Below are 25,215 nucleotides of genomic sequence, written 5' to 3' on the forward strand. Positions count from 1 at the left end.
AGGTGACCTGACGGGAAGGAGTCGCGGACGCGCTGGATCGCCTCAGCGGTCGACATGCTGGGCCACGGTCGACCCATGTACGCAGCTGCCGTCGCGTCCGAGAATCCCCCACGAGCCCGTCGCCGCGACATCTGGAGGCCCGCAGCAGCTCGACGTGACGGGCGGGGACGAGGTCGCCGACCACGTCGACTGGATCATCCGGGGGAGCGACAAGGCGGCTGTGGGCTCCAACCGCTGATCAATGCCGAACCTGGTGAAGCAGCACCCGTTGCGCGATCAAAACTGTCGGCGGCCACTGGTTGGGTTGACCCATGGAAGCCACCACCCGCCCCGCCGACTCGGCCACTGCCGCCGAGCTGCTGCGTGAGCTGGGTGCGCACCGGCAGCTGATCGCGGCCGCGGAGGCCGAGGAGCTTGAGCTGGTCTACGCGTGGGTGGTCAGCCACCCCGCGCTCGGTGAAGGCGGGGTGCTGTCGGCCGATGAGTTCCCGGGCGGTGCGGGTACGCCGGGGGTGGCGGCCTTCACCGCGGAGCCGTTGGCGGGGGTGCTGCGGGTCTCGCCGGCAGCTGCGCAGTCGTTGCTGGCTGACACGGTGGATCTGGTGCACCGGTTGCCGCGGCTGTGGGACCAGGTCCAGGCCCTCGAGGTCGCCGTGTGGAAGGCCCGCCGGATCGCGACCGCCACCCGGTCGTTGTCGCTGGAGGCAGCACGGTGGGTCGACCGGCAGATGATCGGCGCCGCTGGCTCGATCGGCGCGGCGGCGTTGGACCGGTTGATCGCGCTCGCGGTGGCCCGCGTCGACCCCGCAGGCCAGAAGGAGAAGGAAGCCGCCGAGCGGGCGAAGTGGGACGTCGACCTGACTCACCCGCGTGGCTGGGCCGGGACCAGCCAGCTGACCGCTGTCGGTGACACCGTGGCCCTTGGTGAGGTGATGGACCGGATCAGCGCCGACGCCGATGCCCTGGCTGGCGCCGGGGACGCCGACACAGTCGGGGCGCGGCGGGTGAAGGCACTGCTCTCGCTCGCTCGCGAAGGTGTCGACCAGCTCGCGTTCGGGTTCGCCGCCGCCGACGCCGCTGCGTCCAAGACCGGTCGCGGACGACCGAGGCAGGCACTCAAGCTGTACGTCCACGCCTCCCTGGCCGACCTGGCCACGCTGGCCGCGGGTAGCGGGTCGGACGACACCGCGGTCGCCGAGGTGGAGCGGCTCGGCCCGATCACCAGCGACCTCCTCAAGCAGTGGTCCGGGGTCACGAGGGTGACGGTCACCCCGGTCCTCGACCTGGCCGACGCCCCGTGGAGCCCGCGGCACGACCCGCCACCCGGATGCGCGAGCACGTGGTCCTGCGGCACCGCGGCTGCGTCTTCCCGTTCTGTGGTCGCGACGCCAGATCCGGCGACCTTGACCACGTGATCCCGTGGGACCCCGACGCCCCGTCTGGCCCGGCCAAGCCCGGCACGACGCCGGACAACCTGGCGCCCCTGTGCCGACGCCACCACCGCGCCAAGACCGACGGCCGCTGGCGCTACGTCGTGCTGACCGATCCCGCAGCTGACCCACCCGGAGATCCGAACAACAGGCCGGGCCATCCTCCCGACCACCTCTGGACCGGACCCCACGGCGAGACCTTCCTCGTCACCGGCGGCCCGACCGTCACGCTCGGCGACCCCTGACTGGTCAGACCAGGCCGACGAGCCACAGCACCAGCGGCAGCAGCACGCTGGTCGCCAGGGCAGTGAGACCCATGGACAGCCCGGCGAAGGCGCCCTCGGTCTCGTCCTCCACCAGCGAGCGCGAGGTGCCGATGCCGTGCGAGACCGCGCCCATCGCGAGGCCACGCGCTCGGTGGTCCCGCACCCTCAGCAGCGTCAGCACCGTCGGCCCCAGCACCGCGCCGAGGATGCCCGCGGTGATCGTCACCACGGCGGTCAGCGGCGCCAACCCACCCACCTGCTCGGCCAGCGCGATGGAGACCGGGGTGGTCGTTGCCTTCGGCGCCATCGTCAGCGCCAGCGTCTCGCTGCCCCGAGGAGCAGCACCAAGGCGTACGCGGTCGCGATCGAGACCGCAGCGCCGAGCGGGATCGCCACCAGCATCGGTCCGACCACCCGCGCATCCGCCGCACCTGCCGGTGCAGCGGCACCGCGAGCGCCACCGTGGCCGGGCCCAGCCAGAAGCTGACCAGGGTGGCTGCGTCGGCGTACGCCGCGTAGTCGACGTCGAGCAGCGTGATGCCGAGCGCCGTGCCTGCGATCCCGACGACCACGGGCTGCGCAGCCGGGTGGCCCTGGGTCCGATGACGCAGCCACAGCCCGAGGCGATAGCTCAGCAGCGTGAGCAGCACCAGCGCGGCCGGCGAGGTCAGTGCCTCACGCATCGCGACCTCCCGCCGCCGCGCCGTCACCGTCGCCCTCGACGCCGCCCTCGACGCCGGGCTCCGGGTGGTGACGACCGAAGCCCTGGACGATCCAGCCGACCAGGGCCAGCGCCACCAGCCACGACACCACCAGCGACACCCGATCGGGAGCGCCTCGGTGCGCAGCACGGCGAGGTGGGTCACGATCCCCACCCCGGCCGGCACGAAGAGCAGCTGCAGGTGCTTGAGCAGCCCGTCCGCCGCGCGCATCGTGCCGGAGTCGGCCGCCGGTCGACGCCACTGCAGCCAGCCGAAGAGCAGCACCATGCCCACCACCGGCCCGGGCACCGGCAGGTGCGCCAGCTCGACCAGCAGCTCCCCCACCACCTGGCACAGCAGCAGGACGGTCAGTCCGCGGATCACCGCGCCGCACCAGCGCCGGCACCACCCACGGCAGCCCCACGACGGTGACAGTCGGGCAGGTGCGGGTCGAACAGGCCGCAGGCCTCCATCAAGGCATACATGGTGGTCGGTCCGACGAACGTGAACCCGCGCTTCTTGAGCGCCTTCGACAAGGCAACCGACTCCGCCGAGGTGGTCTCCGCCTGCGGCACCACCTCGCGGGTGGGGGCGTGGGCGAGGATCAGCTCCTCCAACCCCCCGTCGGCCCGCAGCGCGACGACGGCTCGGGCGTTGACCAGGGTCGCGGTGATCTTGCTGCGGTTGCGCACGATCCGGGCATCGGCCATCAAGCGCTCGAAGTCGGCGTCGTCGAGGGCCGCGACCGTGTCGGCGTCGAAGTCGGCGAACACCTCCCGGAAGGCCGGTCGCTTCGCCAGGATCGTGCGCCACGACAGCCCCGACTGGAAGGCCTCGAGCGTCAGTCGCTCGAACCACCTCGCCTCGCCGTGCACACGTACGCCCCACTCCGCGTCGTGGTAGTCGCGCATCAGCGCGTCACCCACCGCCCACGGGCAGCGCGCGAGGCCGTCGTCACCGACCACGCTGGTGGGGTGGGTCATGCGGGCTCCGGGTCAGGTCGGACGGCAGGGTCGAGGCGCGGATCAGCTCCGCGGTCGCAACCGTACGCCCGGCATCACCGGAGCCGGAATGGGAGGTAGGTGCTGGTCGGGCACGACGCCGAAGCGACCCGGCACCACCCGGGTGCTGTCGTCGACCAGCTGGCCGTCGCGGTAGAGGGCCTGCTGCCACTCCTCGCGTGCAGCGACGACCTCCTCCTGGGTGCGGCCGACGAAGTTCCACCACATCAAGATCTGCTCGCCGAAGGGCGGCCCACCGATCAGCACCAGCCGCACGGCCTGCCCCGCGGAGAGGGTGATCCGGTGGTGGCCGGTGCCGAGGTAGAGCATCTCGCCGGGCTCGACGTCCTCGTCGCCCACGGTCAGCGTGCCGGCGTCCAGCAGCAACCCGTGCTCGTACGTCGGGTCCAGGTCGAGCACCAGCGCGCTCTCCGCGTCGAGCAGCAGCTCGGCGCCGAGCAGCGGGGTGAACGTACGCACCGGGGAACTCTCCCCCAGCAGCGAGCCGACGAAGACCCGGGCCTCCCAGCCCTCACCGCGGACCGGCTCGGGGACGTAGTGCTCGAAGCCCGGCTCGACGTCCTTGGAGTCGGCCGGCAGCGCCACCCACATCTGCACGCCGTGGAGGATCTCCGTCTCGGGGGTGGAGACCTCGGAGTGGCTGATCCCGCGCCCGGCCGTCATCAGGTTGAACTCGCCCGGCCGCACCATCGCGTGCACGCCGGTGGAGTCGCGGTGCTCGACCTCGCCGGTGAAGAGCCAGCTCACGGTCTGCAGCCCGATGTGCGGGTGCGGCGGCACGTTCATCCCGCCGGTCTCGGTGACCGGGTCGGGACCGTAGTGGTCGACGAAGCACCAGGCACGATCAGCGAGCGGTCGCGGGCGGGCAGCGTACGCCGCACGGTCATCGCCCGTGGCCCACCCAGCGGCACCTCGCGCGGCGTGAGCACCTCCACGGTCACGTCCTCGCCGCAGGTCAGCACCTGCTCGCCGGGGTCACGCTCGGGGTTGGTCACGACTGCCCTCCTCGTGGCACCAGGCGGATGACGACCGACTTCGACGCCGGTTGGCGAGAGCCGTCGGCCATGTGGTCGAGCGGCACCAGCGGGTTGGTCTCGGGGTAGTAGGCCGCGGCGCACCCGCGCGGCTGGTCGTAGGGCACCACCCGGAAGTCGTGCACGCGACGCTCGACGCCGCCCCACACCGAGACCAGGTCGACGTGGTCACCGTCGGCCAGCCCCGCCTCGCGCAGGTCGGTGGGGTGCACGAAGACCACGCGCCTCCCACCGGTCACGCCGCGGTAGCGGTCGTCGAGGCCGTAGATGGTGGTGTTGAACTGGTCGTGGGAGCGCAGCGTCTGCAGCAGCAGGTGACCCTCAGGCACCTCCAGCACCTCCAGCGGCGACGGCGAGAAGACCGCCTTGCCCTGCGGCGTGGGGAAGGTCCGCGAGTCGCGCGGCGGGTGCGGCAGGGTGAAGCCGCCGGGCCGGTCGACCAGCTCCTCGTAGCCGTCGCAGCCGGGCACGACCCGGCCGATGCGCTTTCGAATCTCGGTGTAGTCGCGCCGCATCGCGTCCCACGGCACGACGTGGTCCTCCCCCAGCGTCGCGAGTGCCAACGAGCAGACGATGTCGACCTCGCTGCGCAGCATCTCGGACGCGGGCTCGAGCGGGCCGCGGGAGGCGTGCACCGCCGACATCGAGTCCTCGACGGTGATCCTCTGGAGCTGGCCGCCGGTCATGTCCTTCTCGCTGCGCCCGAGCGGCGGCAGGATCAGGGCGGTCCGCCCGTGCGCGAGGTGCGAGCGGTTGAGCTTGGTGGCGACGTGCACCGTGAGCGCGGCGTTGCCCATCGCCTCCTCGACGACCGCCGTGTCGGGGGCCGCGGAGACGAAGTTGCCGCCCATCGCGAAGAAGACGTCGAGGTGGCCGTCGCGCAGCGCCTCTATGGTGGCGATCGTGTCGAGGCCGTGCTCGCGCGGCGAGGTGATCGAGAACTCCGCGTCCACCCGGTCGAGGAACCAGTCGGGCGAGCGCTCCCAGATGCCCATCGTGCGGTCGCCCTGCACGTTGGAGTGGCCGCGCACCGGGCAGAGCCCGGCGCCGCGCTCGCCGATGTTGCCCTGCGCCAGCGCGACGTTGACGATCTCCTTGATCGTCGCCACCGCGTTCTTGTGCTGGGTGATGCCCATCGCCCAGCAGATCACCGTGCGCCGCGACCGCTTGAACTCCTCGACCACCGCGCCAACCGTCGCCTCGTCGAGGCCGGTGGCGCGGCGTACGACGTCGGGGTCGAGGCTGCGGACGTGGTCGGCCCACCGCTCGAAGCCGACGGTGTGGCCCGCGATGAAGTCGTCGTCGAGCACCTCCTCGCCGCGGTCGTGGGCCTCGACGAGCGCCTTGCCGATCGCCTGGAAGAGCGCCAGGTCGCCGTTGATCCGCACCGGCACGTGCAGGTCGGCCAGCTCGGTGCCCTTGCCGATCACGCCGCGCGGCTTCTGCGGGTTCTTGAAGCGCATCGTGCTCGGCTCGCGCAGCGGGTTGATGGAGACGATCCGGGCGCCGTTGCGCTTGGCCACCTCGAGGGCGCTGAGCATGCGCGGGTGGTTGGTGCCCGGGTTCTGCCCCATCACCACGATCAGCTCGGCCTCGTGGACGTCGTCGAGGGTCACCGACCCCTTGCCGACGCCGATGGTCTCGTGCAGCGCGTCGCCGCTCGACTCGTGGCACATGTTGGAGCAGTCGGGCAGGTTGTTGGTGCCGAAGGAGCGGGCGAAGAGCTGGTAGACGAACGCGGTCTCGTTCGAGGCCTTGCCGGAGGTGTAGAACGACGCGCGGTCGGGTCGTCGAGGGCGTTGAGGTGCTCGGCGACGAGCGCGAACGCCTCGCCCCACTCGATCGGCTCGTAGTGGCTGGCGCCGGGGCGCAGCACGACGGGCTCCACGATGCGACCCTGTTTGCCCAGCCAGTACTCGCTGCGCCCGCGCAGCTCCTCGACCGAGTGCGCCGCGAAGAAGTCGGCGCCGACGTGGGCCTGGGTGGCCTCCTCGGCGACGGCCTTGGCGCCGTTCTCGCAGAACTCGGCGTGGTGCCGCTCGCCGGGCGCCGGGTCGGGCCACGCGCACCCCTGGCAGTCGAAGCCGTCGACCTGGTTGAGCTTGGTCAGCGCCACCGCCGCGCGGGGCACCCCCATCTGCCCGGTCGCGTGCTCCAGCGCCACGCGTACGCCCGTCACCCCGGCCGCTGCCTCGGCTGGCGGACCGACGCGCAGGGCGGACTCGTCGACGTCGTCGGTCGGCGGGGGCTTCACCATGGCCCCATCCTGCCCCGTGTCGCAGGAAATCCAAGGCCCTCCGGGTCTAGGAGCGAGGCCGACTCACATCGAGTCGGTCGGCTCCAGCTCCTCCGGCGCCTCGTGGTCCGGGTCGACGCGGGCCTCGACCAACCGGTCCTCGACGGCCAGGTGCCACGACCAGCAGAGCTGCCCGAGCACCACGAAGACGAGCGAGGCGATCGCGAAGGCGAGCGTGGAGGTCACCAGCAGCGGGGCCAGCAGGGCCGCCACCGTGGCGTTGAAGAGCAACGTGACGAAGGTCGAGCCCGACATCACCGCGCCCCGGCGCTCGGGCAACAGGTCGAGCGCCATCAGCTGCAGCGTCGGGTAGGCCATCGCGGAGCCCAGCGCGACCACCGCGCATCCCAGCACCGCCCACGGGGCGCGGTCGCCCCACGGGCTCGCGGTCAGGGCGACGCCGAGCGCGCCGCCGGCCAGCGCGACCGTGAAGCCGCCGCTCACCAGGCGCCGTCCGCTGATCCGGCCGGCCGCCCGGCCGGAGATCCACGAGCCCGACGTCATCGCCACGATCATCGGCTCGAAGAGCACCCAGAAGTCGAGTTCGCCCAGGCCGAGCAGCTCGCCGACAAAGATGGCGGCGCCGCCGATGTAGAGGAACTGGGCGCCGAAGAGCAGGGTCCCCGACCACGCGACGCGGTGGAAGGCAGGGATCCGGAAGACCATCGCCAGGCCCCGCACGATCTCCACCGGGCGCAGCGGCGTGCGCCGCGACGGCGGGTGCGTCTCGGGCAGCACCAGCACCGCGGCAGCGATCAGGAAGAGGCCGAGCACGGCCATGAAGCCGAAGACCCACTCCCACGACCCGAGCTGGAGCACCGCGCCGCCGACGACCGGGGCGATGGCGGGGGCGAGGCCGAAGATCATCGCCACCCGGCTCATCAGGAGCTGGGCCTGCGCGCCGGAGAAGACGTCCCGGATGACGGTGCGGCTCACGATCGTCGCCGCCCCCGCCGAGAGGCCCTGGAGCACGCGGAAGGCGAGCAGCGTCGTGAGGTCGGGCGAGAAGGCGGCGCCGATCGACCCGACCACGTAGACGGCCAGCCCGCCGATCAGCACCGGGCGTCGACCCACGGCGTCGGAGAGCGGTCCGTGGAAGATGCTCATCACCGCGAAGGCCGCCATGTAGCAGGTCACGACGAGCTGCAGCTGGGTCGTGCTGGCGTCGAGCTCGCGCCCCATCGCGGAGAAGGCCGGGAAGGGCGTGTCGATGCTGAACGGGCCGATCATCGACAGCAGCGCCAGGATGACCGGGACGACGACGAGCGCGCGTCGGCTGGTGGGGTCGAGGGCCCGAGAAGTCATCCGACGAGTATGCGCAGGCGCCCGCCCGGCCCGGCTGGGCGGGGGTCACGGCTCGTTAGGCTCGCCACATGAGTGACGCGCCCTCCCCCGCCGTGCCGACACCGCCCGTCCCGCCCGCCTGGTCGGCCTTCGTCGACGACGCCACCCTCCTGACCCCCGACGCCGCCCCGACCCCGAGGCGACCGCGGCCCACGCCGCGCTGCGCGACGGCAGCGCCGGCGCGCTCGCCGTGCGCGACACCGACCTGCCGCTGCTGCGCGGCGTCACCCACCCGCTGCGGGTGGTGCTGACCACCGGCGCCGGGGCCGTGGCCGGCCCGCTCGGGCTGGCCGCGCGGCTCGGGCTGGACGTCCGCGCGGTGCAGGTGGCGCTGCGTGACGTCGACGACCTGGCCGGCAACGCCCGCCGCGTCGTGGCGGCGGTCGACGCCGCCCGCGGCGAGGGAGTCCTGGGCGACGAGGTCGCGGTCCACGTCGAGGTGCCGACCGACCTGCCCGGCGGGATCGCCGGCAGCTGGGCGCGCGCGGCCGACGAGGTCGCCGCAGCAGAGCTGGCGCTGCACTTCCGGGCGGCGGGGGGCGTGGACGTACGGCCTGAGGAGGTCGCGGGGTGGCTCGACGCGGCCCTCGACCGGGAGACGCCGTACTCCGTCTCCGTCGCTGCGGCGGTGAGCGGGCGGGGCGATCGGCGCGGTCAACCTGCTGCTCGCCACGCGGCGGGCCTTCGACGGGGAGCCGCGTGAGGCGGTCGCCGCGGTGCTCGCTGACGGCAGCGGGGTCGTGGACCAGGCCCGCGCCGAGGAGTACCTGCCCGGGGCGCGACGCTGGCTGACGTCGGTGGTCACGAGCGACCCGGCCGGCGTCATCGCCGACCTGCGGGCGACAGGGTTGACCGACCCCGGCTGAGCCCGGCCCTCCCCACGCCGACCCCGCTACGCTCACGGGGTGAGCCTCTCGACCCCGCGCCCGATCCGCCTGCTGCTGATGCGCCACGGTCAGACGTACGGCAACGTCGCGGGCGCGCTCGACACGGCCCAGCCCGGCCTCGAGCTCACCGACCTCGGGCAGGCGCAGGCGCGGGCCGCCGCGCGCGCCCTGGCCGACCGCGGCGTGCAGCACGTCGTGGTCTCCACCCGCGTACGCACGCACCAGACCGCCGCGCCGACGGCCGACAGCCAGGCGCTGGCGCCGGTGGAGCTGCCCGGCATCCACGAGATCAGCGCGGGCGACTTCGAGATGGCGACCGACGAGGAGTCGGTGAGGGGCTACCTGCGCACCGTACGCAGCTGGGTCACCGGTGAGCTCGACCTGCGGATGCCTGGCGGCGAGACCGGCCACGAGTTCCTCGAGCGCTACGACGCCGACGTCGAGGTGGCCACCAGCGGCGGCCACGACACGGTGCTGCTGGTCAGCCACGGCGCCGCGATCCGCACCTGGGTCGCCTCCCGGGTCGCCGACGCGATGGGCCGGCCGGAGGCGGTGCAGCCGCTGCACAACACCAGCCTGATCACCGTCGAGGGCCACCCGCGCACCGGCTGGCGGCTGCTCGACTGGCACGCCGATCCGGTCGGCGGCGCCTTCCTGGAGGACGAGAGCGCGCCCGACCCGACGGGCGAGCCGACCTCCGACCCCAGCCTCAGCTGAGTCAGATCCAGCCCATCCGGCGCGCGGTGGCGACAGCCTCGTGACGGTTGGTCGCGCCGAGCTTGCTGACGGCGGCCGACAAGTGGTTGCGCACCGTGCCCGCGGAGAGGTGCACGCGCCGGGCGATCTCCTCGACCGGCGCTGCGTCGGCGGCCGCCTCGAGCACGTCGGCCTCCCGCGGGGTCAGCGGTGAGTCACCGGCGGCGATCGCCTCGGCGGCGAGCTCGGGGTCGACGTGGCGCCCACCGGCGTGGACCGTGCGCACGACCGCGGCGAGCGTCGTGGCCGAGGTGGTCTTCGGCAGGAAGCCGCGTACGCCGCTGGCCAACGCCCGCTTGAGGTAGCCCGGCCGCCCGTGGCTGGTCACGATCACGCAGCCGCAGCCGGGCAGCTCGGCCAGGATCGCGGTGGCGGTCTCGATGCCGTCGAGGCCGGGCATCTGCAGGTCGAGCACGGCCACGTCGGGGCGCAGCCGCTGCGCCACCGCGACCGCCTCGGGGCCGGTGGCGGCCTGGGCGACCACCTCGAAGTCGTCGTCGAGGTCGAGGATCTGGGCCAGGGCACCACGGATCAGGTGCTCGTCGTCGGCGAGCAGGATGCGGATCATCGAGCCTCCTCCGGGTCGACCAGGTGCAGCCGCACCACGAAGTCGGCGTCCTCGACGCCCCACGTGAGGCGCCCGCCGCAGGCCGCGGCGTCGGCGGCCAGCGTACGCAGCCCGCTCCCGTCAGGGTCCTCTCCTGTGGTCGCCCGCGCGGTCACGCCGTCGTTGACCAGCGTGACCACGCCGTCGTCGTGGCTGATCGAGACGCGGGAGGCGCGGGAGTGGCGCAGGACGTTGGTGACGCCCTCGCGGACCACGCGGGCGATCGGCTCGGCCCACCCGGCGGGAAGGTCGGCGACGTCGGTCTCGGCCACGATCCCGGCGGAGGCGAGCAACGCCCGCGCACCCTCCAGCTCCTGGTCGAGGTCGACGGGACGGTAGCCGCGGGCCAGGGCGCGCGCCTCTCGCAGCGCCTCGTGCGCGGTGCTGCGCACCTCCCGGATCCGGTCGGCGGCGCGGCCGTCGCCGCGCTCGGCCAGCGTCGCGGCCAGCTCCGCCTGGACGGCGATGGTGGAGAGGTGACGCCCCATCACGTCGTGCACGTCGCGGGAGAAGCGCAGCCGCTCCTCCGCCACGGCCAGGTCGGCCTGCGCGGCACGGGCCCGGTCGAGCTCGTGCACCACGCCGAGCACCCACAGGGAGCTCTGCACCGAGAAGACGAAGAAGGCGGAGACCGCCGCGCCGTAGATCCACATCCACGAACCGGAGATGCCGCAGATCGCGGCGGCGAGCGCGATCGCGGTCCACGGCACCCACCTCACCCGGGACCCACCGAGCGCCCACGACACGGCCGCGCTCAGCAGGTAGCTGGTGGCGAACCGCTCGTCGGGCTCGACGCCCCACCAGATCCAGGCGATGCCCGGCACGAGCAGGGCGGCCAGCGCCCCCAGCCACCGCCAGGGCAGCGGACCGGGCTCGAACCACAGCGTCATGAAGGCGACGACGCACCGGTCGACGACCAGGGCGAGTGCGACGACGTACAGCACCACGACGGCGAAGGCCACCGGGGTCGTGACCGTGCTGAGCGCGGAGAGCGCGCCCAGCACGATCAGCAGCAGGACCAGCCCGCGCAGCGACCACCGGGTGTAGAGGTCGATCCGCTGCACGTTGGTGCGCCCGGACCAGCCGAGCAGCGACTTGGCGCTGAGGCTCACGCGCGCGGCTCCCAGCGCAGCGAGCGCCGCGCGACAAGCAGCGCCACGACTGCCCAAGCCAGCAGGAGCCCGAGCGCCGGCAGCGCCTCACCCCAGGTCGCCAGAAACCCAAGGGTTGCCTCGTCAGCACCCGGCTCCACCCCGAACCAGGCCACCCGCACCAGGTCGTTGATCGCCGCGCCCGGCAGGTAGTCCAGCCACTGGGCCACCGAGTCGGGCACGGCCGGCGCCATCATCCCGGCCAGGGCGACGATCATCACCGGACCGCTCGTCAGCTGTGCTGCCTCGGCGGTGCGGGTCCACGACGCCGTCCACACGGCCAGAGCCGCGAAGGTGCCACTGGCCACCAGCACACCGAGGAGCAGGAGCAGCGGGTTGAGCGGCAGGTCGAAGCCCGCGGCCGCAGCGATCGGGATGCTGAGCAGGGTCACGGCCAGGATGATGGCAACTCCCGGGAGCGCCATCGAGGTGACGATCTCGGCGTCGCGGACCTCTCCGGTCCGCAGGCGCTTGAGGACCAGCTCGTCGCGACGCGTGACGAACATCGACAGCAGGTTGTAGTAGCCGGGGAAGAGCAGCGCCATGACCAAGGTGATGCCGAGGCCGGCGACTCCCGCCAACGGCGTGGGCTCGGGCGCCGCGAAGAGCAGGGCCAGCGGGACGAGCGGGATCACGAACCCGTAGAGCATGGTCGTGCGGTTGCGCACCATCAGCAACAGGTTGAAGCGGGCCAGGCCCGTCGTACGGGACAGGGCAGCGGGGGTGCTCATGCCCTTACTCCTTCACGGTCGGCGGCCAGGGCCAGGAAGACGGACTCGAGGGTGGCGCTGCGGGCGTCCAGCATCGGCAGGCTCACGCCTGCCGCACGGGCCGAGACGAGCAGGTCGGTGAGGGCGGGCTGGAGGTCGGCGACCCGCAGCACGGTGGTCTCGCCGTCGTGGCTGACCTCGGCGCCGGTGGGCCAGGGCAGCTCGAGGTGGCCGCGGAAGGAGATCTCCGAGGGGTGTCCGGCGATGATCTCGGCGACGGTGCCCTCGCGGACGATCTCGCCCGCCCGCATGATCGAGACCTGGTCGGCCAGCTGCTCGGCCTCCTCCAGGTAGTGGGTGGTGAGCAGCACGGTCGCGCCGCCGTCGCGCAGCTCGCGGACCAGGCGCCACACCGCGCGGCGGCTCTCCGGGTCGAGACCGGTGGTCGGCTCGTCGAGCACCACCAGCTCGGGGTGGCCGGTCAGCGCGCAGGCCAGGTCGACGCGACGGTGCTCGCCGCCCGACAGGCCACGCATCCGGGTGTCGGCGACCCGCTCGAGGTCGAGCATCCGCAGCGACTCCTCCACCGGGCGGGCGTCGGTGACGGTGGCGGCCCACATCTGCAGCGTCTCGCGCACCGTGAGGTCGGCGACGAAGCCGCTGCGCTGCAGCAGCACGCCCGTACGCCGGCGCACCTCGCGCCGGTCGGCGACGGGGTCGAGGCCCAGCACCCGCACCTGGCCGGCCGAGGCGGCGGCCAGGCCCTCGATGACCTCGAGGGTGGAGGTCTTGCCGGCGCCGTTGACGCCGAGGAGGGCATGGACGGTGCCGGGGCGCACGGTGAGGTCGACGCCGCGTACGGCCTCGAAGGCGTCGTCGCCGCTGCCGTAGGTGCGGCGCAGGCCGGCCACCTCGACGGCGTGGGGGTTGCGTTCAGTCATGGCTCAAGCCTCTCCCGGCTCCCGGGGCTCGGACAGTGTCAGGTGTCATGACCTCAGACGTTTCTCCCACGGCTCGGGCATGACGGATGTCAGGGGCGGTGGTCGTCGGGCAGCCACGCCTGACCGGAGCGCAGCACCTCGATCGCGCCCGGGTGGGTGCGGTCGAGGTGGGCGCGCGCGAGGCGGCGCAGCCTCACCAGCTGCACCAGGCCGATCGCCCAGCAGAGGTACTGCGCGGCGAAGGCCAGCCGGAAGTCGGCCAGGTCGTAGGCGCCGGCCCCGCCCGGCTCGACCGCGTCGAGCAGCAGGCCGATCAGGGCGATGGTGACCAGGGAGGCGACGAACCCGCCGACGTTGACCAGCGCGGTCGCGCGCCCGACCGCCCGCACCGGCGTGAAGGTCCGGATGATGTCGAAGCCGATCACCGAGCTCGGGCCGCCGGTGGCGACGCAGGCCGCCATCACCAGGACCAGCCCGACCGGGGCCGGCCCGTCGAGGAGCAGCACCACGCTCCACACGACGACGATCGCCACCACGACCACGATCGCCATCCGTGCCCGGTGCAGCGGCAGCCGAGCGGTGAGCTGGCCGATCACGGCACCGCTGAGGATCACCCACCCGGTCATCGCCATCAGCAGCGTGCCGGCGGCGACCTCGCTCCAGCCCTGGCCGCGGACCAGGAACGGGAAGCCCCACAGCAGCACGAAGACGTTGAACGGGAACTGGGTGGTGAAGTGCACCCAGAAGCCAAGGCGTACGCCGGGGTTGCGCCACACGCGCCCCACCGAGGCGACGACCTCCCGCAAGGTCTCCGCCGACTCGCGCACGACGGCGTACGGGGAGTCCTTGACGACGAGGACGACCGCGACCAGCAGCACGACGCCGATGCTGGAGGTGACGGCGAAGGCGCGGGTCCAGCCCAGCTGGTCGAGCAGCAGGGTGAGCGGGGCGGCGGCCACGACCGCGCCCAGCTGGCCGGCCCACCCGGTGAGCTGGGTGGTCATCGGCACCTGCGTGGGGCGGAACCAGACCGCGACCAGGCGTACGACGGTCACGAAGACCATGGCGTCGCCCGCGCCCACGAAGCCGCGGGCGACGGTGGCGACGACGAAGGAGTCGGCGAACGCGAAGGCGAACTGGGCGCTCGTCATCACCACCAGGCCGCTGCAGAGCAGGGCCCGGGCGCCGAACCGGTCGAGCATCACCCCCACCGGCACCTGCATGGCGGCGTAGACGACCAGCTGGAGCACGGTGAAGAAGGCGAGCTGGGTCGCCGCGATCCCGAAGCGGTCAGCGGCGAGCAGGCCGGCGACGCCGAGCGAGCTGCGGTGGAAGACCGCCAGCACGTAGACCGAGACGGCGACGGTCCACACCATCCACGCGCGGGACCTGCCGATGTCGTGGATCTGTTCGCCCTGCACCGGTCCAGTCTGCCCCAGCGGCATCGGCTCAGGCGCCGGGCATCAGGCCGGTCCGGGCGATCGCCTCGTCCAGCGCCGGTGCGAGGGTCCGCGCGAAGGTGGCGGTGAGGTGGGAGTTGTCGAAGTAGACCGTCACGCCGCCCACCACGGGCTCGCAGCGCTCGGGGCCGCAGATCCGGTCGTTGACGTCGACGGAGACCACGCCCGGGGCGTCGATCCGCTGGACGGCCGTCACCGCCGGGTCGGGGTCGAGCGCCACCCAGGCGGAGCGCTCGCCCGCGCACGGGTCGGTCTCCGGCAGCGAGGCGGCCAGGCAGTCGGGGACGGAGTCGATGCCGCCGTCGCCCGGCGCCGGGGTGTCGTGCACGACGACGACCCGGATGCCGGCGTCGGCGAAGCGGCGCAGCACCCGCTCGTAGCCCTCGACGAAGCCGTCGATGCTCGCCGCGCGGTGCGGGTCGCCGACGAGCGGCTGGCCGGTGCGGTTGGACATGACCACCAGGTCGGGCGCCCGCTCGACCACCTCGGTCACGGCGCGGTCGGTCCACGCCCGGCAGGCTCGGGTCTGGGCGGGGGTCTCGAGCCGCAGGTCGGCGTCGAGGGTGGCGCACTCGGAGACCAGCACGGTCGAGGTGCGCCAGCCCCGCTCGGCGCCGATCTCCTGCAGCGTCGGCAGCAAGTGCCCGGCGTGGGAGTTGCCGAAGAGGACCACGTCGTGGGCGGCGCCGGGCTCACCGAAGTCGCAGGTGACCAGCTTGAAGGCCGGCTTCCACGACCAGCAGTCCCTGCCGCCCACCTGCGGGTAGGCCTCCGACTTGTCCTCGGCCGCCTGCACCGGCGACGGGACCGGCTCACCGGTCGGCTCGTCACAGGTGAGCGACGGGTCGAGCGCCCCGGCGCCCAGGCACGGGTCGTCGCTGGCGAGTGCTTGCCGTACGCGGTCCTCCGCCGCCGCCTGGCGCTGCTCGACGTGCAGCACGAGGGCTCCGCAGACGACGAGTACGCCGGCCATCCCGACCGCGCTCCAGCGGTAGGTGCGCCCGGTGCGGACGTTCCAGGCGGCTGTGCGGAAGGGGTCCTCGACCCAGCGCGTGGTGGCGGCCGCGAGCAGCAGGGTGAGCACCACGATGCCGGCCGCGTCGAGCAGCCCGAGCGGCGCGGAGAGGACGCCGACCAGCACCACCAGCGGCCAGTGCCACAGGTAGACCGAGTAGGAGACGTCGCCGAGCCACTGGGCTGGGCGCAGCCCGAGGAGGCCTCCGGGTGAGTACCAGCGCTGCGGCGTTCGCGCCCAGATCACTGCGGCCGCGCCGAGGACCGGCAGGGCCGCGGTCCACCCCGGGAAGGGGGTGGCGGAGTCATAGGTCACCGCAGCCGCGACGATGGCGACCAGGCCGAGCCAGCCGACGAGGATCCGTGCCCCGGCGGAGCGCTCGCTCGTGTCACGGTCGAGCAGGGCCAGGGCCACCAGGCCACCGGCTGCCAGCTCCCAGATCCGGGTCGGCGTCACGAAGTAGGCGCGACCCGGATCGGTCGCGGTCAGGTGGACCGACCAGGCCAGCGAGGCCGCGGCGACGGCGCCGAGGCCGACCGCCCACACCAGCTGCGGGCGTACGCCGGTGCGTCGCGCCAGCCAGGCCAGCGCGCCCACCAGCAGCGGCCAGAAGAGGTAGAACTGCTCCTCCACCGCGAGTGACCAGTAGTGCTGGACGCCGGTCGCGGCGTCGTCGGCCGCCAGGTAGTCGACGGCGTCGGCGGCCAGCAACCAGTTGACGACGTAGAGCGTGGCGCCGCCGGCCTGCCGGGCGGTGGCGTCCCAGAGCGTCTCCGGCCCGACCAGCCAGGTCGCGACCACCGTCACGGCCAGCACGAGCAGCGAGGCCGGCAGCAGCCGTCGGGCCCGGCGCGCCCAGAAGGCGGCGAAGTCGGCCGCGCGCCGGGGCGGGCGGGCCAGGAGGTGCGAGGTGATCAGGAAGCCGGAGATGACGAAGAAGACGTCGACCCCGACGAATCCGCCACGCAGCGACTCCGGCGCCACGTGGTAGGCGACGACCACGCCGACCGCGAGGGCGCGCAGGCCCTGGATGTCGGTGCGCGGGGCGCGCGCGGTCGGGGGAGCCATGGCGCCACATCCTTTCAGGGTCGCTGCGCCGCGGCGGGAACGGCCGCGACAATGGACGCCATGTCCTCGAGCGCTGCGTACGACCTGGTGGTGGTCGGCGGCGGCATCGTCGGCCTGGCATGCGCGCGCGAGTGGCTGCGGCATCGGCCCGGGGCGCGCGTCGCCGTGGTGGAGGCGGAGGCGGAGGTGGCGGCCCACCAGACCGGCCACAACTCCGGCGTCGTGCACGGTGGCCTCTACTACGAGCCCGGGTCGCTCAAGGCACGGCTCTGCGTCGAGGGCGCGGCGATGATGTACGCCTACGCCGCCGAGCACGGCATCGCCCATGAGCGCTGCGGCAAGCTGGTCGTCGCGCTGCGTCCCGACGAGCTCGGCCGGCTCGACGAGCTGGAGCGGCGGGGTCACGCCAACCGGGTGCCGGGGCTGCGCCGGGTCGGCGCGGAGGAGCTGCGCGAGGTCGAGCCGAACGCGACCGGCATCGCGGCGCTGCACGCGCCCGGCACCGGGATCATCGACTACGCGGCGGTGGCGCGTCAGGTGGCGCGCGACCTGGAGGCGGCGGGCGCCGAGGTGCTGCTGTCGACCCGGGTGACGGGGCTGCGCGAGGACGCCTCCTGCGTGGTCGAGGCGGTGGGGCCGACGGGTCCGGTCCGCCTGCGCGCCGCCCGGGTGATCACCTGCGGCGGCCTGTGGGCCGACCGGATGGCACGCGTCTCGGGGGCCGACCCGGACCCGCGCATCGTGCCGTTCCGCGGGGCGTACCTGCGGTTGAAGCCGACCGCGACGCCGGTGGTGCGCGGCATGGTCTACCCGGTGCCCGACCCGGCGCTGCCGTTCCTGGGCGTGCACGTGCACCGCACGATCGACGGCCACGTGATGATCGGCCCGACCGCGATGCTGGTGGGCTCGCGCGACGGCTACCGGCTCTCCACGCTGCGCCCCCGCGACCTCGCCGAGACCCTCGCCTGGCCCGGTACGTGGCGGGTCGCCCGCCGCTTCTGGCGCACCGGCGTCGACGAGGTCGCCACCGCGGCGAGCAGGCGGCGTCAGCTCGCCGCCGCGAGGGCGTACGTCCCGTCCCTGCGCGCCGAGGAGCTCGACGGCACGCAGCACGCCGGAGTGCGCGCCCAGGCCGTAGGCCGTGACGGCACCCTGGTCGACGACTTCGTGCTGTCGCGCAGCGGCGCCGTGACCCACGTACGCAACGCCCCCTCCCCCGCGGCGACCTCGGCGTTCGCGCTGGCGCGGGAACTGGTGGACCGGGTGAAGGCTTGACGCCCGTTAGTCGAAGTCGGGTTCTTCTGCGACGGGACCGCCACCAATCGTGGCTTCCCACGCGCGGAACTTCTTCAGCTCCTCGCGGACGGTCTTCGCCACGAAGATGATGACGGCAGCGTCGTCGACCAGACCACCCGGCAGTCCATCGGGAACCAAGTCATCGGCGAGACGACGTAGATCAAACCAGCAACGACGAGCAGGAACGCGTCGAGCGGGATGTCACGGTACCGACCACGTGCGTAAGCAACGACCAGGCGCACCAAGGTGCACCACCGAGCTGTCGGCGACCACGTCGGTGATCGAGCCGCTCCCGGACGACAGTCAGCCCCTGCTGCGAGCGGGGCGACACCCGGACGGCCGCCGGTTCCTGAAGGGGTTCGCCTCCTCGCCCAGCGCTGACAACGCCGTACTGCGCTCGCCTACTCCCATCCAGCACCTCAATCAGCGCAGCAGCCTGGCGCCGCTCACCGAGGACCGCGAGGACCTCGCCCGCCTCGACGGCAAGCGTGAGTCCCGGGACCAAGATGCTCTCCCTCCCGACGGGCCCCTCAGCCACGATCAGGTCCACAATGTCCAGGCGTGCTCTGGACACTTCTCCCCCGCGCGTCTTCTCCCCCCCCTCTGAGCATCGACCTCAGCTGGCCTTGGCCTCGAGGAACTCGAGTCGGTTGCCGAGCTTGTCAAAGGCGTAGAAGCGCTCGTGCCCAGGGAAGTTCTCGTCCCAGGTGACCTCGTGCCCGCCTTCCTCCAATCGTTGTGCGAGGGAACGGATGTGCTTCACCAGGATGCCGGGGTGAGCCTTCTTGGCGGGGCTGAAGTCCTCCTCCACACCGAGGTGCACCTCGAGCCCGCCCCCACGGAACCAGCAACCGCCGCGCGGCCAAGACCGGCGGCTTCTCCAGCTCAGTCATGCCGAGCACGTCTCCCCAGAAGGAGCGGCACTTGTCCTCCGCTCCCTTCGGAATCGCCAGCTGCACGTGGTGCAGCCCTTCGAAGTTGTAACCGGTGTCAGTCATGTTTCTGTCCTCTCTCGTTTTCGCTCAATGCTCACTGCCGTCGCGCCTCAGCCCGCGGTCGAGCTCGGCGCGACGGCCGCTTACCTCGGGCCTTGACGACAAACTCCTGCTCGTCACTCTTCACAATCTGGCCATCGGGCCCTTCGGTGCGAAAGACCCGACCGCCCTGCCGGTGGATGAACACCAGCCCCGGAGCGTGCTCTCCTAGGTCGGTGACGTCCTCGACACGGATGCCGAAGGCCTCTCCGATGCGTAGGCCAAGGACTCGCATGATCCACCTGTCGAACTGGTGGACCACATGCATGTGGGCGGCCACTGCACGAGCACGCGTGAGTGAGATCGACACCCTCGGCTTGGCAGCGCCCTCGCGATCCTGCTCGCGCGCCTTCGGCAGGTTCGCATTGCCGAGACTGGCGTCGATCTCCAGACGCATGACGTCCCGGGCGTAGGTCACGACCTCCTTGAAGATCGACACCGGGTCCTTGGCTGTGCTGCGCTGCAGCACGTTGAACGTCGTGTCATCGTTGCGAGGACGCTTCCGCGCGAACAGCAACCGTTCACCTCTGGTGCTCAAAGGCTCGCTGGCGCCACTCACGCGGGAACGCCCACCAGGGGTCTCCTGGGGTGTTCGAGGGGTCGAACCCCGCGCGGCTTGAACAGAATCTTGAGCAAAGCCGGTCAAGAGGGGCCAATAACGCCTCAGGCCCCCGCCTGAGGCGAGGGCCTGAGTACCCACAAGGGTGGCAGGTGAAGGATTCGAACCTTCGAAGGCTACGCCGACGGATTTACAGTCCGCTCCCATTGGCCGCTCGGGCAACCTGCCGTGGGTGCCGCCCGGATCCCGTTTGGGCCCGCGCAACTACGGGAGAGAATAGCCCACGCACCGCGCGAGATGAAAAATCGCCCCGTACGAACCCCTTCAGGAGGGAACACATGGCCGACTCGTCGTTCGACATCGTGAGCAAGCTGGACCGCCAGGAGGTCGACAACGCGCTGGGCCAGACCGCTCGCGAGGTCTCCACCCGCTTCGACTTCAAGGGCACCGGCGCCACCATCGAGTGGCAGGGCGAGAAGGTCATCGAGATCTCCGCCTCGGCCGACGACCGCGCCAACGCCGTGCTCGACGTCTTCAAGACCAAGCTGGTCAAGCGTGACGTGTCGCTGAAGGTCCTCGACGCCTCCGAGCCGCGCCAGTCCGGCCAGGTCTCGAAGATCACGATCAACCTCAAGGAGGGCATCTCCTCGGAGGACGCGAAGAAGATCTCCAAGCTGATCCGCGACGAGGGCCCCAAGGGCGTCAAGGCGCAGATCCAGGGCGAGGAGCTGCGCGTCTCCTCCAAGAAGCGCGACGACCTCCAGGAGGTCATCTCCCTGGTGAAGAGCCAGGACCTCGACTTCGCGGTGCAGTTCGTCAACTACCGCTGACGCTTTTCCTCACTTACCGGAAGGTTCGAGTCACCTGGTGACTCGAACCTTCCGTCATGTTCGGCACCGCGGGCAACGTCGCGCGCGACCCACCCGCGCTGGCGGAGCAGGTCAGCCATCCGCGCGGCGGTCTCGCAGGGCGTGTGGAAGACCTGCCCCCATCCCCACCTCACCGTGAGGTGGCCGGCCGCAGCAGCCGCCGCGTCCCGCGCAAGGTCGGCGTAGCGATCGTGGGCGAGCGAGTGGAAGTCGCGGGTCGAGCTCCACCACCACCTTGGCCTGCTCGTAGAGGACGTCGTGGTGCGCCCGCATCCCGGGGATCGTCGCCTGACGACGGCCCCCGGCAGGCCGTGGGGACGCTCGACCCGCGTCAGGTAGCCGTGCTCCAGGACCGAGTCGGTCCCGTCCGACAGGTCAGCGAGCACGGCCGTGACCAAGGGTCTGTGCGCGAGCTTCGTACGGCTGCCCAAGGCCGCGGCCAGGCTCTCGGCCGACACGACTCGGGCTTGCACGGCGTCGGCGAGGACCGCGATCACCGCGAACTCGCCCTGGGCGATGGCCGCGCTGTCGAGCACGGCTTCCTCCGTCCGCATCCGGAATGGGGACGCGCACCAGCTCGTCCGCTCCCCCAGCCCGGTCACCCGTCAGGACGCGGCGCCTGACCAGACGTCGTACGTCGTGGACCTGCAGGCCGCACGCCAGCAGCTGTCGACGCGTGACGAGGCCGTCCTGCTGGCGCGCGCTCCACTCCCACTGCACCCGCCGATCGTCACGCATCCCCCGACAGCCCGCAGACCTCCCTGTGGACAACGAAGTCAGCGGAAGGTTCGAGCCACCAGGTGACTCGAACCTTCCGCTGTCGTGACTGCGGCGCGTCAGGTACGCGCGTGCCCACCCACCGACGCAGTCGTCGGCATGATGGTCGCCCCGGCGAGCGGGGTGAGCCACACGGTGCCGCCCTCGCGTACGCCGAGGCCGTTGGCCAGGGTGCGGGTGAGCTGCACGTGCACCTCCTCGCCGTCGAGGGTGTGCACGGTGAGGCGCACCTCGAAGCCGATCCGCAGGATGCGGGCGACGGTGCCCTCGACGGCGCGGTCGAGCAGCGGGCTCGTCGACACCTCGATGTCGTGCGGACGGATCGCCTGGCCACCCAGGGTGGTGACCTCGCCGAGGAAGCTCATGACGAAGTCGTTGGCGGGCTCGTCGTAGAGCTGGTCGGGGGTGCCGACCTGCTCGACGCGTCCGTTGTTGATGACCACGATCTCGTCGGAGACCTCGAGGGCCTCCTCCTGGTCGTGGGTCACGAAGACGGTGGTCACGTGGACCTCGTCGTGGAGGCGCCGCAGCAGTCGCGCAGCTCCTTGCGGACCTTCGCGTCGAGCGCGCCGAACGGCTCGTCGAGCAGCAGCACGCTGGGCTCGACGGCCAGGGCCCGCGCCAGCGCCATGCGCTGGCGCTGACCGCCGGAGAGCTGCGAGGGGAGCCGGTGGGCGAACTGGTCGAGATGGACGAGCTTGAGCAGCTCGTGCACCCGGTCGCGGATCTCCTCCTTGGGCTTCTTGCGGATCTCCAGGCCGAAGGCGACGTTCTTCGCCACGGTCAGTGCTTGAACGCTGCGTAGTGCTGGAAGACGAAGCCGACGTTGCGCTTCTGCGGCGCCAGCCGGGTCGCGTCGACGCCCTCGATCTCGATGGTGCCGGAGTCGGCGGACTCCAGGCCCGCGATGACGCGCAGCAGGGTGGACTTGCCGCCACCGCTGGGACCCAGCAGGGCGGTCAGCTGACCGGTGGGGATGGAGACGTTGACGTCCTCGAGGGCGACGAAGTCCCCGAAGCGCTTGGTCACTCCCTTGACCTCGATGCTCATGCGTGTGCTTCCTTCTCGTCAGAGTGACTGGGGCGGATCAGGGCGACGACGACGATGCAGACGACCGAGACCATCGCGAGCAGGAAGGCCACTGCGTACGCCTCCTGGGCCGCGAAGTTCAGGTACTTCTCCTCCACCACCAGCGTCGCGGTGCGGGTCTCGCCGAGCACGTTGCCCGACACGACCTTCACGGCACCGAACTCGCCCAGCGAGCGGGCCAGCGAGAGGACGACGCCGTAGACGATCGCCCACTTGATGCCGGGCAGGGTGATCCGGAAGAACGTCTGGACGGCGTTGGCGCCGAGGCTGCGCGCCGCCACCTCCTGGTCGGTCCCGATCTCCTCGAGCACCGGCACCACCTCGCGGATCACCAGCGGCAGGGCCACGAAGGCCGTGGCCATGACGATGCCGGGGGTGGAGAAGATGACCTGCAGGCCGATCGACTCCAGGAACGGCCCGAACCAGCCGTCCCGTCCGTTGTAGACCAGCACCAGGGCCAGGCCCACCACGATGGGCGAGACCGACAGCGGCAGGTCGATGAGCGCGCTGAGGGCGCGCTTGCCCCAGAAGTCGTACCGCACGAGCAGCAGCGACATCCCGACCCCGAAGAAGAGGTTGATGACGACCGCGAAGAAGGCGGCGGTCGCAGTCAGCCGCAGCGCGGCCTGGATGTCGGTGTCCTGCAGCATCTCCAGGAAGGCCTGCGGCCCTCCGTCGAAGGTGTTGACCACGACCAGCGAGACCGGCCAGGCCACGAGCAGGAAGAGGTAGGCGACGACGATCGCGATACGGATCCACTTAGCCACGACGGCTCACCCGCCTCTGGATGACGTCGAGCAGCACGATGACGGCCAGCGAGACCACCAGCAGCACCGTGGCGGTGGCAGCCGCCGCCTCGACGTTGTCGTTCTCGATGCTGCTGAGGATGCGGACGGAGGTGACCTCGGTCCTGAAGGGCAGGTTGCCCGAGAGCAGCACCAGCGAGCCGTACTCACTCACACCGCGCGCGAAGGAGAGCGCGGCGCCGGCCGCGATGGCCGGGACGAGCGCGGGCAGGATGATCCGACAGAACGTCGTGAACTTGCTCGCCCAGGGATGACGCGGCCTCCTCGACGTCTCGGTCGAGCTCGGCCAGCACGGGCTGCACCGTCCGCACGATGAAGGGCAGGGTCACGAAGAGGAACGCCAGGAAGACGCTGACCTTCGTGTTGGCGATGTCGACGCCCAGCGGGCTGCCTCGGCCGTAGAGCGAGAGCAGCACCAGGCCCGCCACGATCGTGGGCAGGGCGAAGGGGATGTCGATCAGGATCTCCAGCAGGGCCTTGCCCGGGAACCGGTCCCGCACGAGCACCCAGGCGATGAGGGTGCCCATGAAGATGTTGACCAACGTCACCAGGGCGGCCTGGGTCACGGTCAGCCTGATGGCGGCGGCGGTCTGCTCGTTGGTGACGGTGGTCCAGAAGTTGGCCCAGCCTCCCTCCGACGCCGTGATGACCACGGCGCAGAGCGGGATCAGGACGAGCAGGCTGAACCACGTCATGGCGATGCCCAGGCCGAGGCCCGAGGTCAACGTCAGGTTGGTGGCGGTACGTGCCCGCGGCGGGCGCGCCGACCGGCGCCGGGCCCGAGGGCCCGGCGCCGGTCGGTCAAGGAGCGGGGTGGTGGTCATTCACCCAGCCCGGCCTTGGCGATGGACTTCGTCACCAGGCCGTTCTCCGGGTCGAAGAACGTGGTGGAGAGCGCGTCCCAGTCGCCGAAGTCGTCGGCCACGGTGAGCAGGTTCGGCACGACCGGGAACGGGTTGCTCGGGTCGGCCGCACCCTCGACGGTGCCACCGAAGTCGACGTCGTCGCGGATCGGGCGGAAGCCGGTGAGGGCGAACTGCTTCTGGCCCTCGTCGCTCAGCACGAACTCCAGCCAGTCCTCGGCCACCGGGTTGGCGTCCTTCAGGATGGCGCCCGGGTTCTCGATCAGCAGGGTGGTCTCCGGGATGATGTACTCGAAGCCCTCGCCGTTCTGGGCGGCCAGGATGGCCTCGTTCTCGTAGGCCATCAGCACGTCCCCGGTGCCACCGAGGAAGGCCTGCGTGGCGTCACGACCGGAGCCGGGCAGCGCGACGACGTTCTTGAAGAACTTGTCGACGTACGCGCCGGCCTCCTTCTCCGAGGCACCGCCCTTGATCGCCTGGCCGTAGGCAGCCAGCGCGTTCCAGCGCGCGGCGCCCGACGAGGCCGGGTTGGGCGTGACGATCTCGACGCCGGGCTTGACCAGGTCGTCCCAGGTCTTGATGTTCTTGGGGTTGCCGTCGCGCACCCCGAGGACGACGACCGAGCGCGACACGACGCCCTTGTTGTCGCCCTGGTCCCAGTCCTCGGCGACGAGGCCGGCGTCGACCAGGCGGGTCACGTCGGAGACGACGGAGAAGTGGACGTAGTCGGCCTTGAGGCCCTTCTCCACCGCGCGGCTCTGGTCGCCGGAGGCACCGTAGGAGCCCTTGACCTTGAAGCCGTCGCCGGCGTCGGTCTTGACGAACTCCTTCTCGATGTTCTTGTTGGCGGCCTCGGGCACAGCGAAGCCGACGATGCGGAACTCGTCGTTGGCCCCTGCGTCGCCGCCGCAGGCGGTCAGGCCCAGGAGGCCCGCGACCGTCACGGCCACGCCGGCGGTGATCCGGCGCTTGATGGTGCTCTTCATTTTCTGACTCCTCTGTAGCCGGGCCGCCCGGGGGCGGGAGGCGCTTCGACTTCTTAGTCGCTAAGACTAGGTGACTTTGGAGCCTTAGTTGGTTTTTGAGACGCATTAGTGGTGTGTCGTAGGCGACTTACCCGAGATTGGGGCCTGCGGGTCTGGACCAGCCGGTCCCCTCCGGCCCACGGCCGCAGACGACACCGGTCCGGCCCGCGCACGATCGACCTGCCACCGCATGGGCGCAGGGCTACTGT

General features: G+C 71.8%; 28 protein-coding genes, 1 tRNA gene and 4 pseudogenes. 8 read left to right on the plus strand and 25 right to left on the minus strand.

Annotated elements, in window-relative coordinates; genetic code table 11:
• The first annotated feature begins 311 nt into the window (after window positions 1-311).
• On the plus strand, window positions 312-1,415 hold the full coding sequence (locus E2C04_RS15260; protein WP_135833246.1) for a DUF222 domain-containing protein: 1,104 nt from the start codon (window positions 312-314) through the stop codon (window positions 1,413-1,415).
• On the plus strand, window positions 1,412-1,675 hold the full coding sequence (locus E2C04_RS15265) for an HNH endonuclease signature motif containing protein (RefSeq protein WP_135833247.1): 264 nt from the start codon (window positions 1,412-1,414) through the stop codon (window positions 1,673-1,675). The genes E2C04_RS15260 and E2C04_RS15265 overlap by 4 nt, the downstream gene beginning before the upstream one ends.
• Window positions 1,676-1,679: 4 nt before the next feature.
• Here E2C04_RS15265 and E2C04_RS21145 read toward each other — a convergent pair whose 3' ends face one another.
• The 9 genes and pseudogenes from E2C04_RS21145 to E2C04_RS15295 all read right to left on the minus strand — a co-directional run bounded on the left by E2C04_RS21145 (window position 1,680) and on the right by E2C04_RS15295 (window position 8,054).
• On the minus strand, window positions 1,680-2,003 hold the full coding sequence (locus E2C04_RS21145; RefSeq protein WP_202977812.1) for an LrgB family protein: 324 nt from the start codon (window positions 2,001-2,003) through the stop codon (window positions 1,680-1,682).
• 169 nt (window positions 2,004-2,172) lie between these two features.
• A pseudogene (locus E2C04_RS22165) lies at window positions 2,173-2,379 on the minus strand (LrgB family protein); the annotation flags it as partial.
• Window positions 2,372-2,518, minus strand: coding sequence for a hypothetical protein (locus E2C04_RS18860; RefSeq protein WP_202977813.1), 147 nt, complete (start codon window positions 2,516-2,518; stop codon window positions 2,372-2,374). The pseudogene E2C04_RS22165 and the gene E2C04_RS18860, both read right to left, overlap by 8 nt.
• A 62-nt stretch (window positions 2,519-2,580) precedes the next feature.
• Window positions 2,581-2,781 (minus strand): annotated as a pseudogene (locus E2C04_RS22170) (CidA/LrgA family protein); the annotation flags it as partial.
• Entirely contained in the window at window positions 2,778-3,380 is a 603-nt protein-coding gene (locus tag E2C04_RS15280) for a DNA-3-methyladenine glycosylase I (protein WP_135833248.1), read from the minus strand. The pseudogene E2C04_RS22170 and the gene E2C04_RS15280, both read right to left, overlap by 4 nt.
• 42 nt (window positions 3,381-3,422) lie before the next feature.
• Entirely contained in the window at window positions 3,423-4,205 is a 783-nt protein-coding gene (locus E2C04_RS15285; protein WP_238694333.1) for a pirin family protein, read from the minus strand.
• A complete protein-coding gene (locus E2C04_RS20315) occupies window positions 4,202-4,414 on the minus strand; it encodes a hypothetical protein (protein WP_238694334.1) in 213 nt (70 codons plus the stop codon). The genes E2C04_RS15285 and E2C04_RS20315 overlap by 4 nt, the downstream gene beginning before the upstream one ends.
• On the minus strand, window positions 4,411-6,522 hold the full coding sequence (locus tag E2C04_RS15290) for an FdhF/YdeP family oxidoreductase (RefSeq protein WP_338088778.1): 2,112 nt from the start codon (window positions 6,520-6,522) through the stop codon (window positions 4,411-4,413). The genes E2C04_RS20315 and E2C04_RS15290 overlap by 4 nt, the downstream gene beginning before the upstream one ends.
• A 251-nt stretch (window positions 6,523-6,773) precedes the next feature.
• Window positions 6,774-8,054 carry a multidrug effflux MFS transporter gene (locus E2C04_RS15295; protein WP_135833249.1) on the minus strand — a complete coding sequence of 427 codons (1,281 nt, stop codon included), beginning with the start codon at window positions 8,052-8,054 and terminating at the stop codon, window positions 6,774-6,776.
• 68 nt (window positions 8,055-8,122) lie between these two features.
• On the opposite strand from E2C04_RS15295, the gene E2C04_RS15300 reads away from it, so the two are divergent.
• The 4 genes from E2C04_RS15300 to E2C04_RS15310 are packed head-to-tail and all read left to right on the plus strand — an operon-like array spanning window position 8,123 to window position 9,697.
• Window positions 8,123-8,344, plus strand: coding sequence for a hypothetical protein (locus E2C04_RS15300; RefSeq protein WP_135833250.1), 222 nt, complete (start codon window positions 8,123-8,125; stop codon window positions 8,342-8,344).
• Window positions 8,284-8,796 (plus strand): hypothetical protein, encoded by a 513-nt coding sequence (locus E2C04_RS15305; RefSeq protein ID WP_135833251.1) that lies wholly within the window; start codon window positions 8,284-8,286, stop codon window positions 8,794-8,796. Before E2C04_RS15300 ends, E2C04_RS15305 begins: the two co-directional genes overlap by 61 nt.
• A 13-nt stretch (window positions 8,797-8,809) precedes the next feature.
• Window positions 8,810-8,959 carry a hypothetical protein gene (locus E2C04_RS17855; protein WP_158630715.1) on the plus strand — a complete coding sequence of 50 codons (150 nt, stop codon included), beginning with the start codon at window positions 8,810-8,812 and terminating at the stop codon, window positions 8,957-8,959.
• A gap of 39 nt (window positions 8,960-8,998) precedes the next feature.
• A complete protein-coding gene (locus E2C04_RS15310; RefSeq protein ID WP_229721543.1) occupies window positions 8,999-9,697 on the plus strand; it encodes a histidine phosphatase family protein in 699 nt (232 codons plus the stop codon).
• 1 nt (window position 9,698) lies between these two features.
• Here E2C04_RS15310 and E2C04_RS15315 read toward each other — a convergent pair whose 3' ends face one another.
• From E2C04_RS15315 to E2C04_RS15340, 6 genes are all read right to left on the minus strand, one after another.
• Window positions 9,699-10,304, minus strand: coding sequence for a response regulator transcription factor (locus E2C04_RS15315; RefSeq protein ID WP_135833252.1), 606 nt, complete (start codon window positions 10,302-10,304; stop codon window positions 9,699-9,701).
• Window positions 10,301-11,455, minus strand: a complete 1,155-nt coding sequence (locus tag E2C04_RS15320) for a sensor histidine kinase (protein ID WP_135833253.1) — start codon at window positions 11,453-11,455, stop codon at window positions 10,301-10,303. Before E2C04_RS15320 ends, E2C04_RS15315 begins: the two co-directional genes overlap by 4 nt.
• Window positions 11,452-12,225: an ABC transporter permease gene (locus tag E2C04_RS15325; protein WP_135833254.1), complete on the minus strand. Its 774-nt coding sequence runs from the start codon at window positions 12,223-12,225 to the stop codon at window positions 11,452-11,454. Before E2C04_RS15325 ends, E2C04_RS15320 begins: the two co-directional genes overlap by 4 nt.
• Window positions 12,222-13,145 carry an ABC transporter ATP-binding protein gene (locus E2C04_RS15330; protein ID WP_135833255.1) on the minus strand — a complete coding sequence of 308 codons (924 nt, stop codon included), beginning with the start codon at window positions 13,143-13,145 and terminating at the stop codon, window positions 12,222-12,224. Before E2C04_RS15330 ends, E2C04_RS15325 begins: the two co-directional genes overlap by 4 nt.
• Window positions 13,146-13,234: 89 nt before the next feature.
• The gene (locus E2C04_RS15335) at window positions 13,235-14,566 is read right to left on the minus strand and encodes an MFS transporter (protein ID WP_229721542.1); all 1,332 of its coding nucleotides are present in this window, start codon (window positions 14,564-14,566) and stop codon (window positions 13,235-13,237) included.
• 28 nt (window positions 14,567-14,594) lie between these two features.
• Window positions 14,595-16,688 (minus strand): acyltransferase family protein, encoded by a 2,094-nt coding sequence (locus E2C04_RS15340; protein ID WP_158630716.1) that lies wholly within the window; start codon window positions 16,686-16,688, stop codon window positions 14,595-14,597.
• 60 nt (window positions 16,689-16,748) lie between these two features.
• On the opposite strand from E2C04_RS15340, the gene lhgO reads away from it, so the two are divergent.
• Window positions 16,749-17,963: an L-2-hydroxyglutarate oxidase gene (gene lhgO, locus E2C04_RS15345; protein WP_135833258.1), complete on the plus strand. Its 1,215-nt coding sequence runs from the start codon at window positions 16,749-16,751 to the stop codon at window positions 17,961-17,963.
• A 6-nt stretch (window positions 17,964-17,969) separates the two neighbouring features.
• Here lhgO and E2C04_RS17860 read toward each other — a convergent pair whose 3' ends face one another.
• The 4 genes from E2C04_RS17860 to E2C04_RS15360 form a co-directional block, all read right to left on the minus strand.
• The gene (locus E2C04_RS17860) at window positions 17,970-18,122 is read right to left on the minus strand and encodes a hypothetical protein (protein ID WP_158630717.1); all 153 of its coding nucleotides are present in this window, start codon (window positions 18,120-18,122) and stop codon (window positions 17,970-17,972) included.
• 478 nt (window positions 18,123-18,600) lie between these two features.
• A complete protein-coding gene (locus tag E2C04_RS20320; RefSeq protein WP_238694335.1) occupies window positions 18,601-18,795 on the minus strand; it encodes a VOC family protein in 195 nt (64 codons plus the stop codon).
• 218 nt (window positions 18,796-19,013) lie between these two features.
• Window positions 19,014-19,535, minus strand: a complete 522-nt coding sequence (locus E2C04_RS15355) for a hypothetical protein (RefSeq protein WP_135833259.1) — start codon at window positions 19,533-19,535, stop codon at window positions 19,014-19,016.
• Between the two features lie 188 nt (window positions 19,536-19,723).
• Window positions 19,724-19,805: transfer RNA gene (locus E2C04_RS15360), tRNA-Tyr, on the minus strand.
• Window positions 19,806-19,915: 110 nt separating this feature from the next.
• Between E2C04_RS15360 and E2C04_RS15365 the strand changes: the two genes are divergently transcribed.
• On the plus strand, window positions 19,916-20,407 hold the full coding sequence (locus E2C04_RS15365; protein ID WP_135833260.1) for a YajQ family cyclic di-GMP-binding protein: 492 nt from the start codon (window positions 19,916-19,918) through the stop codon (window positions 20,405-20,407).
• Here E2C04_RS15365 and E2C04_RS15370 read toward each other — a convergent pair.
• The 6 genes and pseudogenes from E2C04_RS15370 to E2C04_RS15390 all read right to left on the minus strand — a co-directional run bounded on the left by E2C04_RS15370 (window position 20,398) and on the right by E2C04_RS15390 (window position 24,967).
• Window positions 20,398-20,982 (minus strand): hypothetical protein, encoded by a 585-nt coding sequence (locus tag E2C04_RS15370; RefSeq protein ID WP_194098868.1) that lies wholly within the window; start codon window positions 20,980-20,982, stop codon window positions 20,398-20,400. The two genes, E2C04_RS15365 and E2C04_RS15370, sit on opposite strands and share 10 nt — an antisense overlap.
• A gap of 300 nt (window positions 20,983-21,282) precedes the next feature.
• Window positions 21,283-21,726 carry a TOBE-like domain-containing protein gene (locus tag E2C04_RS22420; protein ID WP_238694336.1) on the minus strand — a complete coding sequence of 148 codons (444 nt, stop codon included), beginning with the start codon at window positions 21,724-21,726 and terminating at the stop codon, window positions 21,283-21,285.
• A pseudogene (locus E2C04_RS22425) lies at window positions 21,723-22,273 on the minus strand (sulfate/molybdate ABC transporter ATP-binding protein). Before E2C04_RS22425 ends, E2C04_RS22420 begins: the two are co-directional and overlap by 4 nt.
• Complete coding sequence (locus E2C04_RS15380; RefSeq protein ID WP_135833261.1) at window positions 22,270-23,079, minus strand: sulfate ABC transporter permease; 810 nt, start codon at window positions 23,077-23,079, stop codon at window positions 22,270-22,272. The pseudogene E2C04_RS22425 and the gene E2C04_RS15380 overlap by 4 nt, the downstream one beginning before the upstream one ends.
• Window positions 23,072-23,942, minus strand: a pseudogene (cysT, locus tag E2C04_RS21645) (sulfate ABC transporter permease subunit CysT). Before cysT ends, E2C04_RS15380 begins: the two are co-directional and overlap by 8 nt.
• Window positions 23,939-24,967, minus strand: coding sequence for a sulfate ABC transporter substrate-binding protein (locus E2C04_RS15390; protein ID WP_135833262.1), 1,029 nt, complete (start codon window positions 24,965-24,967; stop codon window positions 23,939-23,941). The pseudogene cysT and the gene E2C04_RS15390 overlap by 4 nt, the downstream one beginning before the upstream one ends.
• Window positions 24,968-25,215 lie beyond the last annotated feature (248 nt).

Source organism: Nocardioides daphniae (genome assembly GCF_004777465.1).
GTDB lineage: Bacteria > Actinomycetota > Actinomycetes > Propionibacteriales > Nocardioidaceae > Nocardioides > Nocardioides daphniae.

What these genes read in the sequence shown, in the direction of transcription:
- E2C04_RS15260 (WP_135833246.1), top strand. Translation starts at nt 312, where the DNA reads ATGGAAGCCACCACCCGCCCCGCCGACTCGGCCACTGCCGCCGAGCTG.
- E2C04_RS21145 (WP_202977812.1), bottom strand. Translation starts at nt 2,003, where the DNA reads ATGGCGCCGAAGGCAACGACCACCCCGGTCTCCATCGCGCTGGCCGAG.
- E2C04_RS15280 (WP_135833248.1), bottom strand. Translation starts at nt 3,380, where the DNA reads ATGACCCACCCCACCAGCGTGGTCGGTGACGACGGCCTCGCGCGCTGC.
- E2C04_RS15285 (WP_238694333.1), bottom strand. Translation starts at nt 4,205, where the DNA reads ATGAACGTGCCGCCGCACCCGCACATCGGGCTGCAGACCGTGAGCTGG.
- E2C04_RS15295 (WP_135833249.1), bottom strand. Translation starts at nt 8,054, where the DNA reads ATGACTTCTCGGGCCCTCGACCCCACCAGCCGACGCGCGCTCGTCGTC.
- E2C04_RS15300 (WP_135833250.1), top strand. Translation starts at nt 8,123, where the DNA reads ATGAGTGACGCGCCCTCCCCCGCCGTGCCGACACCGCCCGTCCCGCCC.
- E2C04_RS15315 (WP_135833252.1), bottom strand. Translation starts at nt 10,304, where the DNA reads ATGATCCGCATCCTGCTCGCCGACGACGAGCACCTGATCCGTGGTGCC.
- E2C04_RS15325 (WP_135833254.1), bottom strand. Translation starts at nt 12,225, where the DNA reads ATGAGCACCCCCGCTGCCCTGTCCCGTACGACGGGCCTGGCCCGCTTC.
- E2C04_RS15330 (WP_135833255.1), bottom strand. Translation starts at nt 13,145, where the DNA reads ATGACTGAACGCAACCCCCACGCCGTCGAGGTGGCCGGCCTGCGCCGC.
- E2C04_RS15340 (WP_158630716.1), bottom strand. Translation starts at nt 16,688, where the DNA reads ATGGCTCCCCCGACCGCGCGCGCCCCGCGCACCGACATCCAGGGCCTG.
- lhgO (WP_135833258.1), top strand. Translation starts at nt 16,749, where the DNA reads ATGTCCTCGAGCGCTGCGTACGACCTGGTGGTGGTCGGCGGCGGCATC.
- E2C04_RS15365 (WP_135833260.1), top strand. Translation starts at nt 19,916, where the DNA reads ATGGCCGACTCGTCGTTCGACATCGTGAGCAAGCTGGACCGCCAGGAG.
- E2C04_RS15390 (WP_135833262.1), bottom strand. Translation starts at nt 24,967, where the DNA reads ATGAAGAGCACCATCAAGCGCCGGATCACCGCCGGCGTGGCCGTGACG.